This window comes from bacterium, from assembly GCA_037200965.1.
In the GTDB taxonomy this organism is placed as follows: domain Bacteria; phylum Patescibacteriota; class Minisyncoccia; order Phycocordibacterales; family Phycocordibacteraceae; genus C7867-001.
In genome coordinates, this window is the sequence record JBBCGK010000001.1 from 636159 (window position 1) to 652420 (window position 16262).

Sequence of the window (16262 nt, forward strand, 5' to 3'; positions counted from 1 at the left end):
CTCCCTATATAAAAATCACTAAGATACTTGGCTATTCATCAGATCGCGCAAAAGCTCGTTCGCATCTATAAGCTGCGAATGCTCCTGCATAAATTCAAAGGCGGAAAGAATCATTTTTTGTATCTCCGAGTTCTTGACTTCGACAATCAATCCTTCGCTTAAGGAGAAGAGATATAAGGAATCCTTAAATATCCAGCACTGGCCGCCATGCCTGAAGTACTTTGGATCAATAACATTGACTCTCGCGGTGCGTCCTTCGAAATCTTTCACCCATTGTATTCCTAGAGAACGCGCTTGTTCCTCAAGCCACCCGATTGGCAAGACAGCTTCGGTAATCGTACGGCCCTTCTTTATATCGCGGTTTATTCGGTTTGTTTCGGAAACGGTGAACAGGGTATTCCAACTCTTGGTCGCGCGGTCACCTTGGAAGCCCCAGAAGAACCGTTGGTTCTTGTTCGCTTCAAAGAGCTCAAGCATGACCTTCCTAATTGCTTCTTTTCCCCGATAGATACATACCGTTGAGTCAGCGCGACCGTGAACCTGTTGGTTTCCTTCGGGTATTTGCAGCAAGAAACGCTTGAAATCGTATAGTGCCTGATCAATAGTATCTCCGCTATGCAATTGCCACCGCTTGCGTCCTTTGGCGATGCGCGAAACGGCCAGCCCTCGTTTATGCAGATTCGCCAAAATCGCATAAATGGCAGAGCGGGAGATTCCCGTCTGGCGAGTCAGCTTTAAGGGCGTATCCGCACCGTCGCGAAGCGCCAAGAGAATCTTCCTTTCCTTGATTGAGAGGCCGAGTATTCGCAGATCATCGTGAAGTGCCATACGGCAAAACATAGCAAAAGGTATATAACCTGTCCACTTTCTTAGACAGATATATAAAGCATAAAAACCCTTATATACAGCTTATTTCCAGTATTACTCAACTTAGAGAATACCTTACTATACTGTCAATGTCTTTAGGATCATTCTTATAGAGGGAACTAGAACTTTATATGGGAGACCGCTATGGCTTGCGAAACGAACGAAGTGCCGCAGGAAGTGACCGCGATCGATCGTTGGATTGACCACGTATTGCACGGAGAAAAGGATACTGCGATTCCAACGTTACTTGGTCGGGAAGTTCCACCTCTTTTGTCGTGGATAGTGCGGGGCGGATGCGCGATACAGTGCCGCCACTGCATCTTTCCTCACGAAGGCCCGAAAACCTTCGGCGTGCAAACGGGCGAGGAAGCGCTTCTCGGCATTCTCCGCCAGTTGTCCGGTTCGCGCCACCTCATTCACGAAGGAAGGCAGCTACTTCCGTGGCAGGTACCGATCTTGGCGGCTGCAGGCCGCGCAGGACACGGAGTATCGCTTATCAATAACGGACAATATGCAGCGCCGAATATGCTGGCGCTATGCGAGCGAGAGGGGCTCGCAATCGACGCGCTTGACGTGTCGGTCGACGGTACGAAAGATATCCACAATGGACAGCGCGCGAGCAATAATGCCTGGGACATCGCAATGAAAGGGATTGTGCATGCCAAGCACATACTCAAGACCGATGGCAAACTTACTTCTCTCTTCACGCTCACCACGCTCAATCACGCGCACTTAGCCGAAACGGGAGAGATGCTCACGCAGGTGGTCGATGAATGGCACGTGACGACGATGTCGTTACGGCCGGGGATCGAGCACCTGCGGGCAGGCGATCGCGAACTCGCCTTAGCGCTTGAACAATTGCTCGGCGGCAACTTCGCGAAACCAGTGTTCCTGCGTACCTATTCTCTCGACGATTTTGTCGCTCTGCTTGGAATTCTCGGAAAAGAAACGGCAAATAGGGTTCTCAGGAACGCGCTGGTGACTTATAACGCCATCGTACTCGATATCGGAATACCCCTGTACTTCTATCCTAAGTCCCTGCAGGTGAATGAAACGTTAGTGATCGACGCGGATGGGTGGTGGCGTCTGCCGTTTTGCATCCATCACTCGCTTGCGGAACTGCGGGCGGGAGAGGATGAGATGGGCAAGGATATTTCGCATTTCAATGTCGTCCCGGTACTGCCGTGCGTGGATGTCCCAACTCTCCATGCCAAGGCCGCATCGAGATGGTGGGTCAGTATAGGCCGGGATTGTTTATCGCTTGAGCGCCAGGCGCTCGAAGCGTTTCTCTAACAACCGGAAAGGAGGTGAAAACTATGTCCGGAGCCAATACCGGTTCCGCTGGCGTGGATGCGAAAGCACGTCCGCCAGTGCAATCGTCAGGGGCGAATACCGGTTCGACGGGCGTAACGACGCCGCGTTTGCCGCGTAAGTAGCCTCGGTGACTACAGAGAGCCCGTTCACGCTTTTGATTCGCGTGGGCGGGCTCTTCTCTTTTATACACTAAATGTGATTCTCGATGTTTCTTTAGAATCGATCGGTCGCCGTTCGCGTAGCCGAGACGGGTCTAACAATCGAACGATAGCGGCGCAATGCTCAAGTCTCTTGCGGCTGAATGTTTTCAGCGATTGAAGCATTGAGAGACTAAACAGATTACTCTATTCATAAAGACGCATATACCACCTCGTAAAGTCACCCAATACCGCTTTGGTATCAACGACGAATATGAAAATCCTTGGATATACGGCGTTTCCACGCGGCGGCTTTCCCAGGGTCTTTAGCAATTTTTACCTTTGATGTAACTTCGTGATCTAACTTCTTCAACTTATCCTTGGCGCGCTCAAGGTCGGTTTCCGTTTTAAAGAGAAGTTCGACTGCCTTTCGAGCTTTGGGATTAAAACGCACTTCAATCACCCATTCGTGGATTACGGCAATAAACACTTCTTGACGAACTTTCGGCGAGTACGATACCTCAACGTTAGAGAATGCGAGCTCCCGGGTTGCGAGCTTGTCGAGCGCCGAAGAGGAGCCGATGAGAAGATAGGCTCTTCTTCCTTTTGCTCCAAGGAGCATATCGTGGCTTTTGTCGCTATCGCCACGCAGTACACTCGACCAATTATGCGGATTAAAGAGGTAAAGGTGCTGGCGGTGAGGAACACCCTTTTCAATTACTGAAAACAGATGGGACCATATCCGATCCATAGCAGTAAGACCATGAATGGTAAGCGTGATCTCTTCTCCGCGTTCAAGCTGACTGAAGTCGCCGAGGATGGAACTGTTTTTATATTCGACAAGCTGGCGAAGCTGCTTTAACCAATGTTCGCTTACCGATACGGCAGAACGGTAGACGATAACCTTCTCTTGCGCTCTCAGCTTTCTAAGCGCCCTATAAAAACCCTGCTTCGTGCAGGCGTGCTTCCTCCTCAGGCCTTTAAGGAGCTCAGTAGTCGTAACCGCTCCTTTTTGAAGTACAAAAGTAAGGACTGAATCTTCAAGGCGGCTGCCTAACAGTTGCATAGCAGTAAACAACCCGTTTACTATACACCCATTTTGGCCCAGATGCTTGAGCTTGGCAAAAGGCGGGTTCTAAATGTACGCGGACGGAAGAACCGTTCTCTTTGGAGGAACGAACTATGTGTTTTTGTGGCTATGATCCGAAAATGGGCGAGAGCGTCCGGGTGTTTGCTGAGGGGTTGAATCGATCCCTCAGCGCCAAGGCCGAGCGTCTCGGTCTTACCATGTCCGCGCAGATGCAATCGGAAGCGCTCGAGCTGAACGCGCTGATCGAACTCCTGAACCAGAAGCTCGCGAACTCGGAAGACTCTCGACGACATGAGCTGGAAGGACTGCTCGGCATCGTGTACCTCATTCGTGCTCTTATGCAGCCGGAACGAAACGAGATATCCGTTCGCAGCGACTTCGAACTCTCAGTTCGCACGCGGGCAGTTCGACTGGACGAGAGCATGATTCGCTTCGAACAAATCTTCGAATCCGACCAGGGTGATTTTCTCAGCGAGCGGCTTCGTCGTGCGGTTGCTGCCGCAATTGAGGCTTAATTTCAGCCTGTCCCTTCTTGAGAACCCACGTTCTTCTGCTGCTATGCGGTGGAGAACGGAGGGTTCTTCTTTTCGTTTTGGGTTCCGACAGCGCCTGCAGGCTCGCTGAGCTTTACTGGTTCTACAAACGCGCCCGAATCCTCTCCGCATTCCCCTCGAAATCCATTTTGTCCCCTTCCGCTTGGCCCGGGAATATCCAGACATGGGCATGCGCCACTTCCTCGCCGACGCTCTTCGAGATAATCCAATCGGTATTGAAAGCCTTTTGCTGCGCTCTCGCGACTTTCCGGACAACTTCGAAATAGCGGCCGATGTCGGGAACGTCCCATATCCAGCGGTAGTGCTGTTTCGGTATGACCTGCACGTGGCCTGGCGTTTCCGGATGGATATCGATAAACGCGAGGAAGAAATCGTCCTCATATACCTTGTATGAAGGAATCTCGCCCCGGACGAGCTTGCAGAACACGCAGTCTTCCATGAAGGAAATATAGCGCACGGAGGAATTCTGGTACAATCCACCAACGATGTTTCCGCTCCATGGTCCTTTGGACGAACGAATACGGGAAATACTCTCCGAGTATGACGACCTGACCGCCGCGCTGCTCTCGCGCAGGGGCATTACGACCAAGAAAGAGGCCGAAACCTTCCTCAACCCGAGCTATGAGGAGCATCTCCACGATCCGCTCCTTATAAAGAACATGCCGGGGGCGGCGAAGATGCTTGCGGAAGCGATTGCCTCGGGCGAGCGCATCTGCGTATGGAGCGATTATGACTGCGACGGCATTCCGGGCGGCGTCCTTCTCCATGATTTCCTCAAGAAAGCGGGCGCGAACTTCGAGAACTATATCCCGCACCGGCATGACGAAGGATACGGGCTCAATATTCCGGGGCTCGAGAAGCTTGCGGGGAGCGGCGTGAAGCTCGTCGTGACGGTCGATTCCGGCATCACGGATGTCGAACAGGTCGCGCGCGCGAAAGAGCTCGGCATGAAAGTCATCGTGACCGACCACCACCTGCCGGGCCCCGCGCTTCCTCCGGCTGATTTCGTTATCGACCAGAAGCAGGAAGGAGAAACGTCGCCGTACCAGGAACTGTGCGGCGCGGGAGTCGCGTGGAAACTCGCCTGCGCGACGCTTGCGGTCGCTCCCGGGCTTCGGGAGAAGATTCCTGTCGGCTGGGAGAAGTGGCTTCTCGATATGGCGGGGCTCGCGACGATCGCCGACATGGTTCCGCTTACGGGCGAGAACCGGGTTATCGCGAAATACGGACTCCTGGTCATGCGAAAATCGCCGCGCATTGGCCTGCAAAGACTTTGCCGCGTCGCCCGCGTCGAGCAGCGCTCGATCACCGAAGGCGATGTGGCGTTCATGCTCGCGCCGAGGATAAACGCGGCGTCGAGAATGCTCGATCCGCGCGACGCGTTCGACCTTCTCACGACAAGCGATGAGATAGAGGCGGACGAGCTCGCGAAGAAGCTCGAGAAAGCGAACCGGGCACGTCGCGCGTCCGCCGGAGCGATAACGCGGGAGGTGCACGACCGGATTGACGAGCGCCTTTCGGTGCCGGACGCCGAACTCCCTGCCGTGATCGCGATCGGGAATCCTTCGTGGCGCCCGGCCCTTCTGGGGCTCGTCGCAAGCGGCGTCGTCGAGGAGTACGCGCGCCCGGTATTTCTTTGGGGGAGGGAAGCGGACGGCCGCCTCAAGGGTTCGTGCCGCACGGACGGGACGGTGAACGTGGTCGAGCTCATGGAAGCCGCGAAGGATACCTTCGTCGAATTCGGCGGCCATGCCGCGTCCGGCGGATTCACCGTCCGCGACGACGCGGTTTTTTATCTTGAGGAACGCCTTTCGGAAGCGAAATCGAAACTGAAGTCCGCGGAAAGTGCCGACGCGTTCTCGCACGCGGACGCCGAGATCGCTCCGCATGAAGTCACGGCAGCCCTTCTGTCGAAATTAGAGAAGCTCGCGCCCTTCGGAGAGGGAAACCCAAAACCGCTCTTCCATTTCCGCGACGTGCTCCTTGACGAAGCGTCGCGCTTCGGGAAAGGAGAGGAGCACCTGCGCCTCCTTATCATGAGCGACGGCTTCAAGCCGCTCGAAGCGATCTGTTTCTTCGCGAAGCGCGAACTTGGGGCGAAGTGCTTCGAGTTTTCGGAAGGGGACCGCGTGCATGTGCTCGCGCATCTCGAGCGAAATCAGTTTTCGAAATACGGTTCCGTGCGGCTGCGGTTGGTTGACGTAAAGAGGGTTTAATGATTATATATAAATATCCCCTACAGTAACGGAGGAATGAGGGATGAGTGCAGGAACCAATGAACATTTGCTGATCATCAGACAGTACCCGGGGCTTGCGAGCCTGATCAATGACATCAAGAATCCCGCGAAAGGACGTGCGCCGCTTCAGTTCGAAGGCATTAAACCCGGAGAGAAGCGTATCCAGACTTATCCGCCCCATGTGCTGCGGCTGCTCCAACTTGCGGCCGCGACAAAACAGGCGGCGGATCGCGATCCGCCGCAAACAATGGCGGCCCGGCTGCACATTGAAAGTGACATCCACTTTTATCTGGCGTGGGCCGAAAAAGAAATGTTGTGGTACGTCGGCGATGAAGTCTTAAATCGCTGGTGTTCTCCCAGATTCCACGACAACGGCCTGGTTGGAGTACCAGTGGCCAAATCATAAACAAAATAGCTCCTCCGGATGCGGGTGTTTTCAAGGGAAGTTTCTATGGGTCGGGAGCCAAACGGTTTCCGGCTCTTACCTTTTATATTGCTATACTCGTCTCATGCGGTTCACTATCCACGCCGACGGCGGCTCGAGAGGAAATCCGGGTCCGGCCGGTGCCGGAGCGGTCATCCGCGATGAAGGCGGGTCTACCGTCGCGGTCGTTTCGAAGTTCCTGGGGGTGCAGACCAACAACTTCGCCGAGTACGAAGCGGTCATAGCGGCGCTCGACGTACTGCTTTCACGCGTCCCGGAAGAAGAACGCAGGGGCGTGCGGGTACTGATAAAAATGGACAGCCAGCTCGTGGTGAAACAAATGCGGGGCGAATACAAAGTGAAGCATCCCAATATCAAGCCGCAGTATGCCCGCCTTTCGGAGCGGGCGGCCAAATTCGGGTCCGTGACGTTCACGCACGTATATCGGGAAGAGAATGGCGACGCGGACGCGCTCGCGAACGAGGCGATGGATAGGGGTGCTTGATCGGTATATCAAAATATAAATATTTGATATGCGTCCGGCTACGATCCGGATGTGATCATTCTTCTTGTCGTATCGGGCGGACTTGCAGGCGGCATATTTCTCCGGTCGTTCGCTGTGTTTGGCTGGCCCCCGTATGTCTTCGCGCTCCTGCTTGCGCTTATCGGAGCGGCCGCTTGGCGGGTAGCGGGCCGGAAGGAGTATCTTCTGTTCGTTCTGTTTCTTGCGTGCGCCGTACTGGGAGCGTGGCGGTTCTCGATCGCCGAAAAGCCGCTGCCTCCTTCGTTCCTCGCTCAGGTCGGACAGCGCGTACAGTTTGAAGGCATTGTTGCGTCCGATCCGGACGTGCGCGAAGCGAACCAGCGCGTGATAATCGACGTAGAGCAGGGCGGGGAGAAGACGCGGGTGCTCGCGGTCGCGAGCCGCTACAGCAAAGTCGGCGTCGGAGACAAGGTGGAAGTATCCGGAACGCTCGCGCTTCCCGAACCGTTCAGTACCGATACTGACGGCGGCCGCATGTTCCGGTACGACAAGTTTCTCGAGAAAGACGGGATCAGGTTCCTTTCGGATTTCGCCTCGGTTGCTGTCATAGACCCGGCACCGTGGTACCACCCGTCCGCGCTTCTCGCGAACACCAAGCACGCCTTCATTGATGGACTTGGCCGGGCGATACCCGAACCGTATGCGACGCTCGCGGCCGGTCTTATCGTCGGCGGAAAACAGGGCCTTGGGAAAGAGCTGCTCGAAGCCTTCATTCTTTCCGGTCTCGTGCCGATCGTCGTGCTTTCCGGATACAACGTGATGATCGTGGCCGAAGGAATCATGCGCGCCTTGAAAACGATGCGAGTGCCGTCCCGCGCGTCCGCAATTGCGGGAGCTGTCGCGGTTTTATTGTTCGTACTTATGGCCGGCGCCGGTTCCGCGAGCATCCGCGCGGGACTCATGGCGCTCATCGCGCTCTATGCCCGGGCTACGGGCCGGTCATACGCGGCGGGGCGCGCACTAATCGTTGTCGCGATCCTTATGGTTCTATGGAATCCGTATCTTCTCGCGTTCGACCCTGGCTTCGGGCTTTCGATCGCCGCGACCGCAGGGCTTATCTGGCTCTCGCCGCTGATCGAGCTTCGGCTTATATGGATTGCGAGTGATTTCTGTCGAAGCATGCTCGCGACGACGCTCGCCGCGCAGGCCGCGGTCTTGCCACTCCTCCTCTATGAAACGGGAATGCTCTCGCTTGTCGCGATTCCGGCGAATCTTGTCGTGCTGCCGATGATTCCCCTAGCGATGGCCGCCTCCGCGGTCGCAGCCGTTTCCGGCATGTTTCTTGGCGTCTTGGCACCGGTCTTCGCGTTTCCCGCGTATCTTCTGAATGCTTATATCGTCGAGGTCGCACGGTTCTCTTCCGGGCTTCCTTTGGCCGCGCTCCATATTCCACCGTTTCCTCTCTGGCTTATGGTACTTGCGTATGCCGTTCTGATTTTGTTCGCCCGGTACATATGCAAAGCCCCCGTGGGCGTGTACGCCCGCGGAGCCTTATCCGCTCCTTGATTTTGTCACCGCGCCGCGTCCGTAAAGCGCTTCTCGATAACCGCCCAGTTGAGATTTTCGAAAAAGGCGTCGATGTAGCTTTTCTTTTCCGCCGGAACATAGTCCACCATATACGCGTGTTCCCAGAGGTCGAGCGCGACGATGACCGGAAGCCCCGACAACTGACCGAGCTCGTGGTCGCCGACGAAGGTCGTATGGAGCTTCTTTGCGGCGGGATCGAAATACACGACGACCCAGCCGATGCCGCGCGTGGCGGCGACCGCTTTCATGGTTCCGGCGATTCCGGCTTCCCCGTACTGCTCGAGCGCGAGTTTCGAGAGCGCGCTCCCTTCGTCCGGGGCGCATGGCTTTTCTTCGAACTGGCTGAAATAGTATTCGTGCATGCGCATGCCGTCGAACTCGAACGCGAAGCGGCGGCGCATCTCCGCTACGGCGTACTTGCCGCCTTCATCGTCCGTCTTCTGGTATGCGGCGATCATGTCCGTGATCAGATTCGCATGCTTTACATACCCCTCGTACAAGGCGAGGTGTACCTTGACCTGCTTTTCCGATATTCCCTTAAGCGCCGGAAGATCGAATTGTTTTGCGGTGTATGGCATATGGGGAGAGTCTAGCACGGAGGGCTGCTAAATATTTGGTGAAAGAAGGACCTTGCGCAGGATACCGATTGTGGGAGAATGAGGCACAAGCTAAAGATACCTATAACCTATGGAAACTATGCCAAATCAGGGGTCTCGAGATGAGAAGTTGACCGCCGAAGACGAAGCTGTCGCCAAGAAACTCCTCGCAGAAAGCGAGGCCGATATCCATCAGCGCGCGCTTGAAGCCGTGGAGTCAAATGCAAAGCTCGCCTATGACCGGGAAACGGGCACGATAATTAATCCCGAGGCTAAGCTCGGATAATTTGCACTTGCGGTAAATTGTAAAGGGCACCACAGCGGGTGCCCTTTGCCTTTTCTGAGGAGGCGTTGTGTTCAATGCAACGTCGGCGTTTCGCTGTGCGACAGGGCTTCGAGATGATTTTCACGAGCGCCGTCCCTCATGGCGCGAAGCATGGTGGCCATTTTCCCCGTGTTAAGGCCGCAGTACGCAGAAAGCTTTGCAAACGTCTGCGGCCCGGGGTAATAATCTCGGAGAATTTCCTCGAGTTGCCGATCCTGGGCGGCAAGCTTTTCGTTTTGTGCCGTATCCATGAGCTACCCTTCCCATTCATTAACCCGAGTTACCATACCACAGTATGATTAGAAGCGCAGGTTTTCCGCTTTATAACCCTATACTGAGCGTATGTCGGATGGTACCAAGTATTTTGTATGGCTGCTGGCCTCCCTTGCGGCTGCTAACGCGTTTCTCGCGTATTCGGCCCTTCGGACGCTTCCGTCCGTTCTCACAATTTCATTCCTCAGTGTCGGCGCGGGAGAAGCGATCCTTGTACAAAGTCCCGCGGGAGCCGACATTCTCATCGATGCCGGGCCGGACGCGTCAATACTTCGCGCGCTCGGAACCGAGCTCGGCCCTTTTGATCGGACGATCGACGCGATACTCGTGACGCACGGAAGCGCCAGCGCGATAGGCGGTCTTTCCGATGTCTTCAATGACTATCAAGTCCGCTCGTTCTTCTCTTCGGGGGTGAATTATCATTCTTTCGCCGAGGAGGTGTTACGGGATGCACTGAAACATGAGCAAGGATTGCAAACCGTCACGCTTGCGCGCGGCGAGCGTATCGATATCGGAGGAGGCGCCTATATCGACGTGCTCTATCCCGACCGGGACGTATCGGGAGTCGATAGCGACACCGCCTCGCTTGTACTGCGTATCGTATACGGTGAAACGTCGTTTCTTATCACCGGTGCCGCCCCGTCGGGCGTCGAAGAATATCTGGTACGGCTCGATGGTGCGCGCCTTAAAAGCGGTGTGCTTCTTGCGGGGGACAGCGGCAAGAAAACCTCGACTTCGGCTACTTTTCTTTCGGCGGTGCATCCCGATACGGTCGTGATCTCGGTGGATACAGGCAACCGGTTCGGATATCCTCATCAGGAAACGCTCGACCGCATTGTTACGGAGGGCGCAGCCATAGCGCGGACGGGAGACGGCTCCGTGCGGTTCGTAAGCGACGGGAATACCGTACGGCTTGAAAGCCGATAGGTACTTAATATCGCACTAACATATCGAACACTCTTGCAGTCGAGCATACGGCGTCTTGAGCTCGATGCCAAGGTGCGGCCGTTCGTGGTTGTATTCGCGCAGAAAGGCCTGATACTGGGCATTGAGGTCCTCCATTGAAGCGGGCTTTTTCATGAAGCGCCAGAAGAACTCCTCCTCGTCGGTGCGGAATGACCGCTCGATGACCGCGTTCTCATTCGGGTTCGCCTTGTGGATGAAATGATGCTTCCAGCCGAGTTCCCCAGTCACGAAGGCGCGGAAGCGGCTCTGGAACTCAAGGCCGTTGTCGGTCTGCACGAAATCCGGTACGAACGGCAGCGAAACCGTCCGCAGGGCCTCGATGGAGAAGTCCTGCACGAGCTCGGGGAAGATGACGCCAGCTTTGTATCGGCTCCAAATATCAATGACGGCATACAGATACAGGGTATGCGGGAGCCCCGACAGCTCGGGCGTCACGTACTTCACATCCATCTGAAGCTTCCCGGGCGCGGTCACGTTCTTGAGATACATATGCGTGGTCTCCTGATATCTCGGCCGTCGGTATGACGCGCCTTCCAGTATATGACCTTTCGCTTTGAGGAAGCGATGGATGGTCGCCGGGTGCTCGGAGAGGCCGAGCAGCACTTTGAGCTTGCGCGCCCCGTATCCTTTCTCTTCGCGCAGGCGCAAGAGCGCCTCAGCCCGCTCTCCCGAGAGCGTCCTGCGGCGAAGACGCTTCGGTCTTGTCGACTTGCGGACAAGCTGCCGCGTCGAGAGCGCAAACCGGCTCCGGATGCTCCGGGCTCGCTTCTTCCAGAACACCACCGTGCCCGGAGATATGCCGAGTGTCCGTGCGGTTTCGCGCACCTTTCCTCCCGACTTCTTCAATTTCCTGATGATTTCCCTGGGTTCTTTGCGCATATCCTCCTTAGTATTAGGGAGTGTTCGATATGCAGTGCGACCTTAAGTAGGTATTGCTTTCTTGCTACTATATGCTATAGTGATCCCGGTTCCCGAAAGGGATTTGGCTGTGTTTTTACAGAAGGAGTACTTTTAATGGCTAGAAGAAGAGCAGGGGAAATCGATGCTTTTATCGGCTCGTGCATTCGAAGCCTGCGCAAACGTGCCGGGGTTGGTCAGGCAGCGCTTGCCAGACACCTTCATCTGCGCGCCCAACAGCTCCAAAAGTATGAAGCTGGTGCGGACCGTGTAACCGTACAAGTGCTGCTTGAGATCGCCGCCGCCATCGGCGTCGCTCCCGGGCTTCTCATCCAGGAGATACAAACCGCGACACCGCTCAGTGTTTCCAAGCTCGAAAGCGAATCCGCGATCCTGGACTTCGTCATGACGGTCGAGGGACGCGATCTCGTAGCCGCGTTTATGCGCATCGGGAACCCGCAGATGCGTAGGCAATTGATTGGCCTCATCGGGACGATAGCTGGCGAGGCTGAAATCGCCAAACCGAAATCGTCTTAAGGTTACGGCTCCCGACTCTCCGGATGTTGGGGAGTCGGGAGCTGCCCTACAGTCAAATCCGCCTCAAGGGCGGATTACTTATTTCCAGGAATTTGAGTTAAATCAGGCCCGCTTTCTTAAGCGTCGCGTGCGCGCCGTTCTTCTTGATATGCCGGAGTCCGTTGATGGAAATGTCTACTTTCACGGTCTTGCCGAGCTCGGGAACGAAGATAGCGCGGCGCTGGAGATTGGCCTTGCGACGAACCTTGCCGGTCGAGTTGAACTGCGTCGCGCGGGTACGGTTCGAATACCGCCCGCCTACTTGCGTGCTCTTGCCGGTGATTTCGCAGCTCCGTGCCATAGTGAACGCATGGTAGCATAGGTATTCATCTATGCAACCGAGCTTCTTCGAGCCTGTCTTTACGGTCGTCGTGCTTATCCTCTCAGTCGTCATCCACGAGGTATCGCACGGCTATGCGGCCTATTCGCTCGGCGATCCGACCGCGAAGCTCCAGGGCCGTCTCACGCTGAATCCCCTCAAGCACATCGATCCGGTCGGCTCGGTGCTCATTCCGATGTTCCTCGTCCTTACGGGCGCGGGCGTTCTCTTCGGTTGGGCGAAGCCGGTTCCGTATAATCCGTACAACCTGAGAAACCAGCGGTGGGGCGAGGCGATCGTCGCCGTCGCGGGCTCGGCGTCCAATATCGCGCTCGCGATAATTTTCGGACTCATCGCGCGTTTTGCGTTCCTCGACCCGTCGCTCGCATCGTTTGCGATGTTCGCGGGTACGGTGGCGTTCGTGAATCTTTTCCTCGGTCTTTTCAATCTGCTCCCGATTCCCCCCATGGATGGGTACACAGTATTGCGTGGCATCGTCCCCTACCGTCTCTCGTACGGCCTGCGCCAGTTCGAGGACCGCATCCATTCCCTCGGCTCGACCGGCATCTTCGGCATCCTTCTCATTTTCGTTCTCTTCCTCTCCGGTCCGTTTTATCTGTTCGTGTCGTTGGTGTTCGGGCTGTTGGTGGGGCAGTAAAACGGCATGGAGCTCAGTCTTCTGACTTTCCAGCATATTTCAGGAGCGATAGCCGTCATTCTTGGCGCTGCGGGGTACGTCTTTTACGCGCAGGGCATTTATCAGGGCTCGGTCAAACCGCATTTTTTCTCCTGGTTTGTCTGGGGCATTTTGACCGCGACGGCATTCGCGGCCCAGGTGGTAAGCGGAGGAGGGGCTGGAACCTGGGTAACAGGCTTTACGGCGCTTGCATGCCTGTGCTTCGCTTTGGTCGGGTTGGGCGCATCGTCTCGCAGCCTGATTACGAAAAGCGACTGGATATTTTTTATCGCCGCGCTTCTCGCTATCCCCGTATGGTATGTTACGGGCGATCCCCTCTGGTCGGTCATATTAATTACCGTCACTGATGCAGTCGCGTTCGTTCCGACGTTTCGCAAAGGATATATGCATCCAGAGACCGAAAGCGCGGCGACCTATGCTTTATCGGGCATCAAGTTTATTTTCGGTATTCTCGCCCTGCAGGCCTTTTCGGTTACGACCGTTTTGTATCCCGCATCTCTGATAGTCGCCAACGGAGTTTTCGTCCTAGTGCTTTTCTGGAGAAAGTTCCCTCACAAATGAGTTTCTATGATGCACATCAAATACAAGCTCGATACGTCGAAGCTCCACGGCATCGGATTATTTGCCGCCGAGAACGTACAGAAAGGACAACTCGTTTATACCGCAAGTCCGGTACTTGACCTCAACATAACGCAGGAGCAATTCGATGCGCTAAACGAATCGGAACAGCAGGAAATACGGTGGTGGGGATTCGAGGTCGAACCGGGAATCTGGCATGTCGACTTCGACGTCTCAAAATTCATTAATCATTCCTACGATTCCACCGTGACCCAGGATCAACATACTAAAGAGGCGCATCTGATAGCGGTGCGGGATATCGAAGCGGGGGAGGAGCTCACGCAGAATTATTTGGAATTCGAGTCCGCGGAGGATTTGCAGCGGAGAGGGATTGAGTAGCGGTTCAGTGGAGTCACGAAAACTATCGTGTCGGGTATTCTACCGACACACGGTCAATCAGTATGGTAGATGCATGTCGGTGAGCGTTCCAACAAGGATTAAGTTCATTCTATGTTAGAACGGTATATACTAGATTCATGAAGGAATTCGTACCTACATCACGCGCGAAAAATCCGGAGCCCGATACTTCAGATATCGCCGAATGGCTTGAAGGCGAATCAAGGGAGGTGCGCGCGCTCTTTAATCAGCTGCCGCGTCCGCTTTGGAGACGGCATTATCAGGCCATAGAGGATCGTATCGCGGCGAGTCCAGACCTCAACCCTGAAGCGCTAGCGCAAGAGAAGCTTGGGTATCTCTTAGGAGTAGTGGAAGCCAGGAGAGTAAGTCTGGAAGAGTTCAAGTCGACCGATCCGCATTTTCGGGAGTTGATAGCCGAACCTAAATTCGGTGAGAGACTGCAGGGATTGCTTGAGTCTCCGGAAGAGACGCTCGGCGCCGGACAAACTGCGCGCGTAAAGCGACTTAGCCTTGCCGGCGAACGTAACGCTGCGGTGAAGTACCTCCTCACCCCCACACAAAAAACTCTCTCGGCAGAAGGAGAGCATGACATGCTGTGGGAAGTTGATACGGTGACGCATATCGAAGAGGAAGAACACAAAATAGGCGCGGGCTCCAGAATCCGCGTACCGCACCCATACTTTTACTACAAGAACGAAAAGCTCCAATGTTATGGCATGGAAGAAATTAAAGGTCAAACCATCGAGCGGTACATTCAAGAATATATCGCAACACCCGTATCCCTCCAGAATACTTCCTCGGGCGTCAGCCCGCCATGGCGCTTGCGTGGTCGGGTATTGATGAGGCGTTCCGCTCGAGCAAGCTCCTCGTCAGAGACCAAACTCCAGTCGGTCTTCTTTGGGAAAAATCGACGGGCTAGACCATTCGCGTTCTCGTTTGAGCCGCGCTCGCACGAGCTGTATGGATGGGCGAAGAATATATCCATGTCGAGTGCTTCTTTGACTTCTTCCCACCGCACGTTCTCCGTACCGCGGTCTCGCGTGAGCGTCTTGCGCACGCGCTTTGGAAGAGCGGAGAGCCGTTTGATGAGTGCCTCGTCGCAGACAACGGCCGTACCATCCTTGGCCTTCTCAAAGAAGGTCACACCGCTCCTGCGCTCGGTCATACTTTTGACACGGTCGGTTGATTGCCTCGACACCATGGTGTCGTCTTCCCAGTCACCGATGCGGGAGCGTTCGTTCACCACCTCGGGACGCGCTTCGATTGAGGGCAACGCCTCATTCCGTGCCATTCTGCGGGCTTTCCTGAAGCCCTGCTTCGCACGCGCCTTGTGGCGACGTGCCAAATGCGGCCGCAGATCGGTCTCTCCGGGCTTCACCGATCCTCGGCCCTTGCGATGTATCCTGCGGTATACCTCCTGGTATACCGCTTCGGTTGAGATGCGCATGGAAGGGTCGTCGGGGTATTCAAGTGGCAGTCGTATATGCACTTGCTCGGGAGACCATTTCTTTTCCCGCATCTTCTCCTCGACGTACGCTTTGAGTGTTGGGGTACGCTTCATTTTTGGCGTGTTGCCTCGCTTGCCAATGCGTTCTTGCGCTTTTGCGTGTGCCGCTTCAGCTCGATACCGCCCCATCCCTTTGCGCGGTTTCCCCGCAAGCTCGCGGGAGACCGAGCTCTTGTTGCGGCCGAGTTCCGTGGCCATGTCCGTGACGCTCTTTGCGTCCTTGCGCCATCTGACTTCGATGATGCTTCGTTCGCGGAGCGTGAACGGTCCCTTGTTTTGTGCCATATCCAATTAGCCTAGTCTGCTAATTGGGTGTTGCAATTAATTCTGGAACTTAGGAGCAGCTTCTAAGTACCGGTACACCGAATACGCTTGCCGAGACTGAACAACGCGAAGCGGTCTGGAAAGCCTTGCGACGCAGATACTCGGATCCGCAA

General features: G+C 55.3%; 21 protein-coding genes. 12 read left to right on the plus strand and 9 right to left on the minus strand.

Annotated elements, in window-relative coordinates; translation table 11 throughout:
- Positions 1–18: 18 nt before the first annotated feature.
- Positions 19–840 carry a winged helix-turn-helix domain-containing protein gene (locus WDN10_03690; GenBank protein ID MEJ0053795.1) on the minus strand — a complete coding sequence of 274 codons (822 nt, stop codon included), beginning with the start codon at positions 838–840 and terminating at the stop codon, positions 19–21.
- Between the two features lie 171 nt (positions 841–1011).
- Here WDN10_03690 and WDN10_03695 point away from each other — a divergent pair, with 171 nt between their 5' ends.
- Entirely contained in the window at positions 1012–2160 is a 1149-nt protein-coding gene (locus tag WDN10_03695) for a hypothetical protein (GenBank protein ID MEJ0053796.1), read from the plus strand.
- A 420-nt stretch (positions 2161–2580) separates the two neighbouring features.
- Here WDN10_03695 and WDN10_03700 read toward each other — a convergent pair whose 3' ends face one another.
- Positions 2581–3384, minus strand: a complete 804-nt coding sequence (locus WDN10_03700; protein ID MEJ0053797.1) for a hypothetical protein — start codon at positions 3382–3384, stop codon at positions 2581–2583.
- A gap of 143 nt (positions 3385–3527) precedes the next feature.
- Between WDN10_03700 and WDN10_03705 the strand changes: the two genes are divergently transcribed.
- Entirely contained in the window at positions 3528–3923 is a 396-nt protein-coding gene (locus tag WDN10_03705; protein ID MEJ0053798.1) for a hypothetical protein, read from the plus strand.
- A gap of 121 nt (positions 3924–4044) precedes the next feature.
- Here WDN10_03705 and WDN10_03710 read toward each other — a convergent pair whose 3' ends face one another.
- Positions 4045–4401 carry an HIT domain-containing protein gene (locus WDN10_03710; protein ID MEJ0053799.1) on the minus strand — a complete coding sequence of 119 codons (357 nt, stop codon included), beginning with the start codon at positions 4399–4401 and terminating at the stop codon, positions 4045–4047.
- Between the two features lie 46 nt (positions 4402–4447).
- On the opposite strand from WDN10_03710, the gene recJ reads away from it, so the two are divergent.
- The 4 genes from recJ to WDN10_03730 all read left to right on the plus strand — a co-directional run bounded on the left by recJ (position 4448) and on the right by WDN10_03730 (position 8673).
- On the plus strand, positions 4448–6178 hold the full coding sequence (gene recJ, locus WDN10_03715; GenBank protein MEJ0053800.1) for a single-stranded-DNA-specific exonuclease RecJ: 1731 nt from the start codon (positions 4448–4450) through the stop codon (positions 6176–6178).
- A 43-nt stretch (positions 6179–6221) separates the two neighbouring features.
- Positions 6222–6605 (plus strand): hypothetical protein, encoded by a 384-nt coding sequence (locus tag WDN10_03720; GenBank protein MEJ0053801.1) that lies wholly within the window; start codon positions 6222–6224, stop codon positions 6603–6605.
- Between the two features lie 103 nt (positions 6606–6708).
- Positions 6709–7128, plus strand: a complete 420-nt coding sequence (locus tag WDN10_03725; GenBank protein MEJ0053802.1) for a ribonuclease HI family protein — start codon at positions 6709–6711, stop codon at positions 7126–7128.
- A gap of 51 nt (positions 7129–7179) precedes the next feature.
- Positions 7180–8673: a ComEC/Rec2 family competence protein gene (locus WDN10_03730; protein MEJ0053803.1), complete on the plus strand. Its 1494-nt coding sequence runs from the start codon at positions 7180–7182 to the stop codon at positions 8671–8673.
- A 5-nt stretch (positions 8674–8678) separates the two neighbouring features.
- On the opposite strand, the gene WDN10_03735 is transcribed toward WDN10_03730, so the two are convergent.
- Complete coding sequence (locus WDN10_03735) at positions 8679–9272, minus strand: Fe-Mn family superoxide dismutase (protein ID MEJ0053804.1); 594 nt, start codon at positions 9270–9272, stop codon at positions 8679–8681.
- 118 nt (positions 9273–9390) lie between these two features.
- Here WDN10_03735 and WDN10_03740 point away from each other — a divergent pair, with 118 nt between their 5' ends.
- On the plus strand, positions 9391–9576 hold the full coding sequence (locus WDN10_03740) for a hypothetical protein (protein ID MEJ0053805.1): 186 nt from the start codon (positions 9391–9393) through the stop codon (positions 9574–9576).
- Between the two features lie 71 nt (positions 9577–9647).
- Here the strand turns inward: WDN10_03740 and WDN10_03745 are convergent, their stop codons facing one another.
- Entirely contained in the window at positions 9648–9866 is a 219-nt protein-coding gene (locus tag WDN10_03745) for a hypothetical protein (protein ID MEJ0053806.1), read from the minus strand.
- Between the two features lie 91 nt (positions 9867–9957).
- Here WDN10_03745 and WDN10_03750 point away from each other — a divergent pair, with 91 nt between their 5' ends.
- The gene (locus WDN10_03750) at positions 9958–10815 is read left to right on the plus strand and encodes a hypothetical protein (GenBank protein MEJ0053807.1); all 858 of its coding nucleotides are present in this window, start codon (positions 9958–9960) and stop codon (positions 10813–10815) included.
- Positions 10816–10830: 15 nt separating this feature from the next.
- On the opposite strand, the gene WDN10_03755 is transcribed toward WDN10_03750, so the two are convergent.
- Positions 10831–11733: an integrase core domain-containing protein gene (locus WDN10_03755; protein ID MEJ0053808.1), complete on the minus strand. Its 903-nt coding sequence runs from the start codon at positions 11731–11733 to the stop codon at positions 10831–10833.
- A gap of 135 nt (positions 11734–11868) precedes the next feature.
- Between WDN10_03755 and WDN10_03760 the strand changes: the two genes are divergently transcribed.
- Positions 11869–12288 carry a helix-turn-helix transcriptional regulator gene (locus WDN10_03760; GenBank protein ID MEJ0053809.1) on the plus strand — a complete coding sequence of 140 codons (420 nt, stop codon included), beginning with the start codon at positions 11869–11871 and terminating at the stop codon, positions 12286–12288.
- A gap of 97 nt (positions 12289–12385) precedes the next feature.
- Here the strand turns inward: WDN10_03760 and WDN10_03765 are convergent, their stop codons facing one another.
- Positions 12386–12628, minus strand: a complete 243-nt coding sequence (locus tag WDN10_03765; protein MEJ0053810.1) for a L28 family ribosomal protein — start codon at positions 12626–12628, stop codon at positions 12386–12388.
- Positions 12629–12659: 31 nt separating this feature from the next.
- Between WDN10_03765 and WDN10_03770 the strand changes: the two genes are divergently transcribed.
- Genes WDN10_03770 through WDN10_03780 form a run of 3 tightly spaced genes read left to right on the plus strand, consistent with a single transcriptional unit; the run spans position 12660 to position 14300 of the window.
- Positions 12660–13304 (plus strand): site-2 protease family protein, encoded by a 645-nt coding sequence (locus WDN10_03770; GenBank protein ID MEJ0053811.1) that lies wholly within the window; start codon positions 12660–12662, stop codon positions 13302–13304.
- A 6-nt stretch (positions 13305–13310) separates the two neighbouring features.
- On the plus strand, positions 13311–13904 hold the full coding sequence (locus WDN10_03775; protein ID MEJ0053812.1) for a hypothetical protein: 594 nt from the start codon (positions 13311–13313) through the stop codon (positions 13902–13904).
- Positions 13905–13910: 6 nt separating this feature from the next.
- The gene (locus tag WDN10_03780; GenBank protein MEJ0053813.1) at positions 13911–14300 is read left to right on the plus strand and encodes an SET domain-containing protein; all 390 of its coding nucleotides are present in this window, start codon (positions 13911–13913) and stop codon (positions 14298–14300) included.
- Between the two features lie 356 nt (positions 14301–14656).
- On the opposite strand, the gene WDN10_03785 is transcribed toward WDN10_03780, so the two are convergent.
- Together WDN10_03785 and WDN10_03790 are read right to left on the minus strand one after the other, a co-directional pair.
- Positions 14657–15076, minus strand: a complete 420-nt coding sequence (locus WDN10_03785) for a hypothetical protein (protein ID MEJ0053814.1) — start codon at positions 15074–15076, stop codon at positions 14657–14659.
- A complete protein-coding gene (locus WDN10_03790) occupies positions 15073–16110 on the minus strand; it encodes an IS30 family transposase (protein MEJ0053815.1) in 1038 nt (345 codons plus the stop codon). Before WDN10_03790 ends, WDN10_03785 begins: the two co-directional genes overlap by 4 nt.
- Positions 16111–16262 lie beyond the last annotated feature (152 nt).

Bases quoted from the DNA above. Each gene is read 5' to 3' on its own strand.
- WDN10_03755 (MEJ0053808.1), bottom strand. From the start codon at position 11,733: ATGCGCAAAGAACCCAGGGAAATCATCAGGAAATTGAAGAAGTCGGGA.
- WDN10_03775 (MEJ0053812.1), top strand. From the start codon at position 13,311: ATGGAGCTCAGTCTTCTGACTTTCCAGCATATTTCAGGAGCGATAGCC.
- WDN10_03725 (MEJ0053802.1), top strand. From the start codon at position 6,709: ATGCGGTTCACTATCCACGCCGACGGCGGCTCGAGAGGAAATCCGGGT.
- WDN10_03705 (MEJ0053798.1), top strand. From the start codon at position 3,528: ATGGGCGAGAGCGTCCGGGTGTTTGCTGAGGGGTTGAATCGATCCCTC.
- WDN10_03750 (MEJ0053807.1), top strand. From the start codon at position 9,958: ATGTCGGATGGTACCAAGTATTTTGTATGGCTGCTGGCCTCCCTTGCG.
- WDN10_03770 (MEJ0053811.1), top strand. From the start codon at position 12,660: ATGCAACCGAGCTTCTTCGAGCCTGTCTTTACGGTCGTCGTGCTTATC.
- WDN10_03700 (MEJ0053797.1), bottom strand. From the start codon at position 3,384: ATGCAACTGTTAGGCAGCCGCCTTGAAGATTCAGTCCTTACTTTTGTA.
- WDN10_03780 (MEJ0053813.1), top strand. From the start codon at position 13,911: ATGATGCACATCAAATACAAGCTCGATACGTCGAAGCTCCACGGCATC.
- WDN10_03765 (MEJ0053810.1), bottom strand. From the start codon at position 12,628: ATGGCACGGAGCTGCGAAATCACCGGCAAGAGCACGCAAGTAGGCGGG.
- WDN10_03745 (MEJ0053806.1), bottom strand. From the start codon at position 9,866: ATGGATACGGCACAAAACGAAAAGCTTGCCGCCCAGGATCGGCAACTC.
- WDN10_03735 (MEJ0053804.1), bottom strand. From the start codon at position 9,272: ATGCCATACACCGCAAAACAATTCGATCTTCCGGCGCTTAAGGGAATA.
- recJ (MEJ0053800.1), top strand. From the start codon at position 4,448: ATGTTTCCGCTCCATGGTCCTTTGGACGAACGAATACGGGAAATACTC.
- WDN10_03740 (MEJ0053805.1), top strand. From the start codon at position 9,391: ATGCCAAATCAGGGGTCTCGAGATGAGAAGTTGACCGCCGAAGACGAA.
- WDN10_03720 (MEJ0053801.1), top strand. From the start codon at position 6,222: ATGAGTGCAGGAACCAATGAACATTTGCTGATCATCAGACAGTACCCG.
- WDN10_03760 (MEJ0053809.1), top strand. From the start codon at position 11,869: ATGGCTAGAAGAAGAGCAGGGGAAATCGATGCTTTTATCGGCTCGTGC.
- WDN10_03690 (MEJ0053795.1), bottom strand. From the start codon at position 840: ATGTTTTGCCGTATGGCACTTCACGATGATCTGCGAATACTCGGCCTC.
- WDN10_03695 (MEJ0053796.1), top strand. From the start codon at position 1,012: ATGGCTTGCGAAACGAACGAAGTGCCGCAGGAAGTGACCGCGATCGAT.
- WDN10_03710 (MEJ0053799.1), bottom strand. From the start codon at position 4,401: ATGGAAGACTGCGTGTTCTGCAAGCTCGTCCGGGGCGAGATTCCTTCA.
- WDN10_03790 (MEJ0053815.1), bottom strand. From the start codon at position 16,110: ATGGCACAAAACAAGGGACCGTTCACGCTCCGCGAACGAAGCATCATC.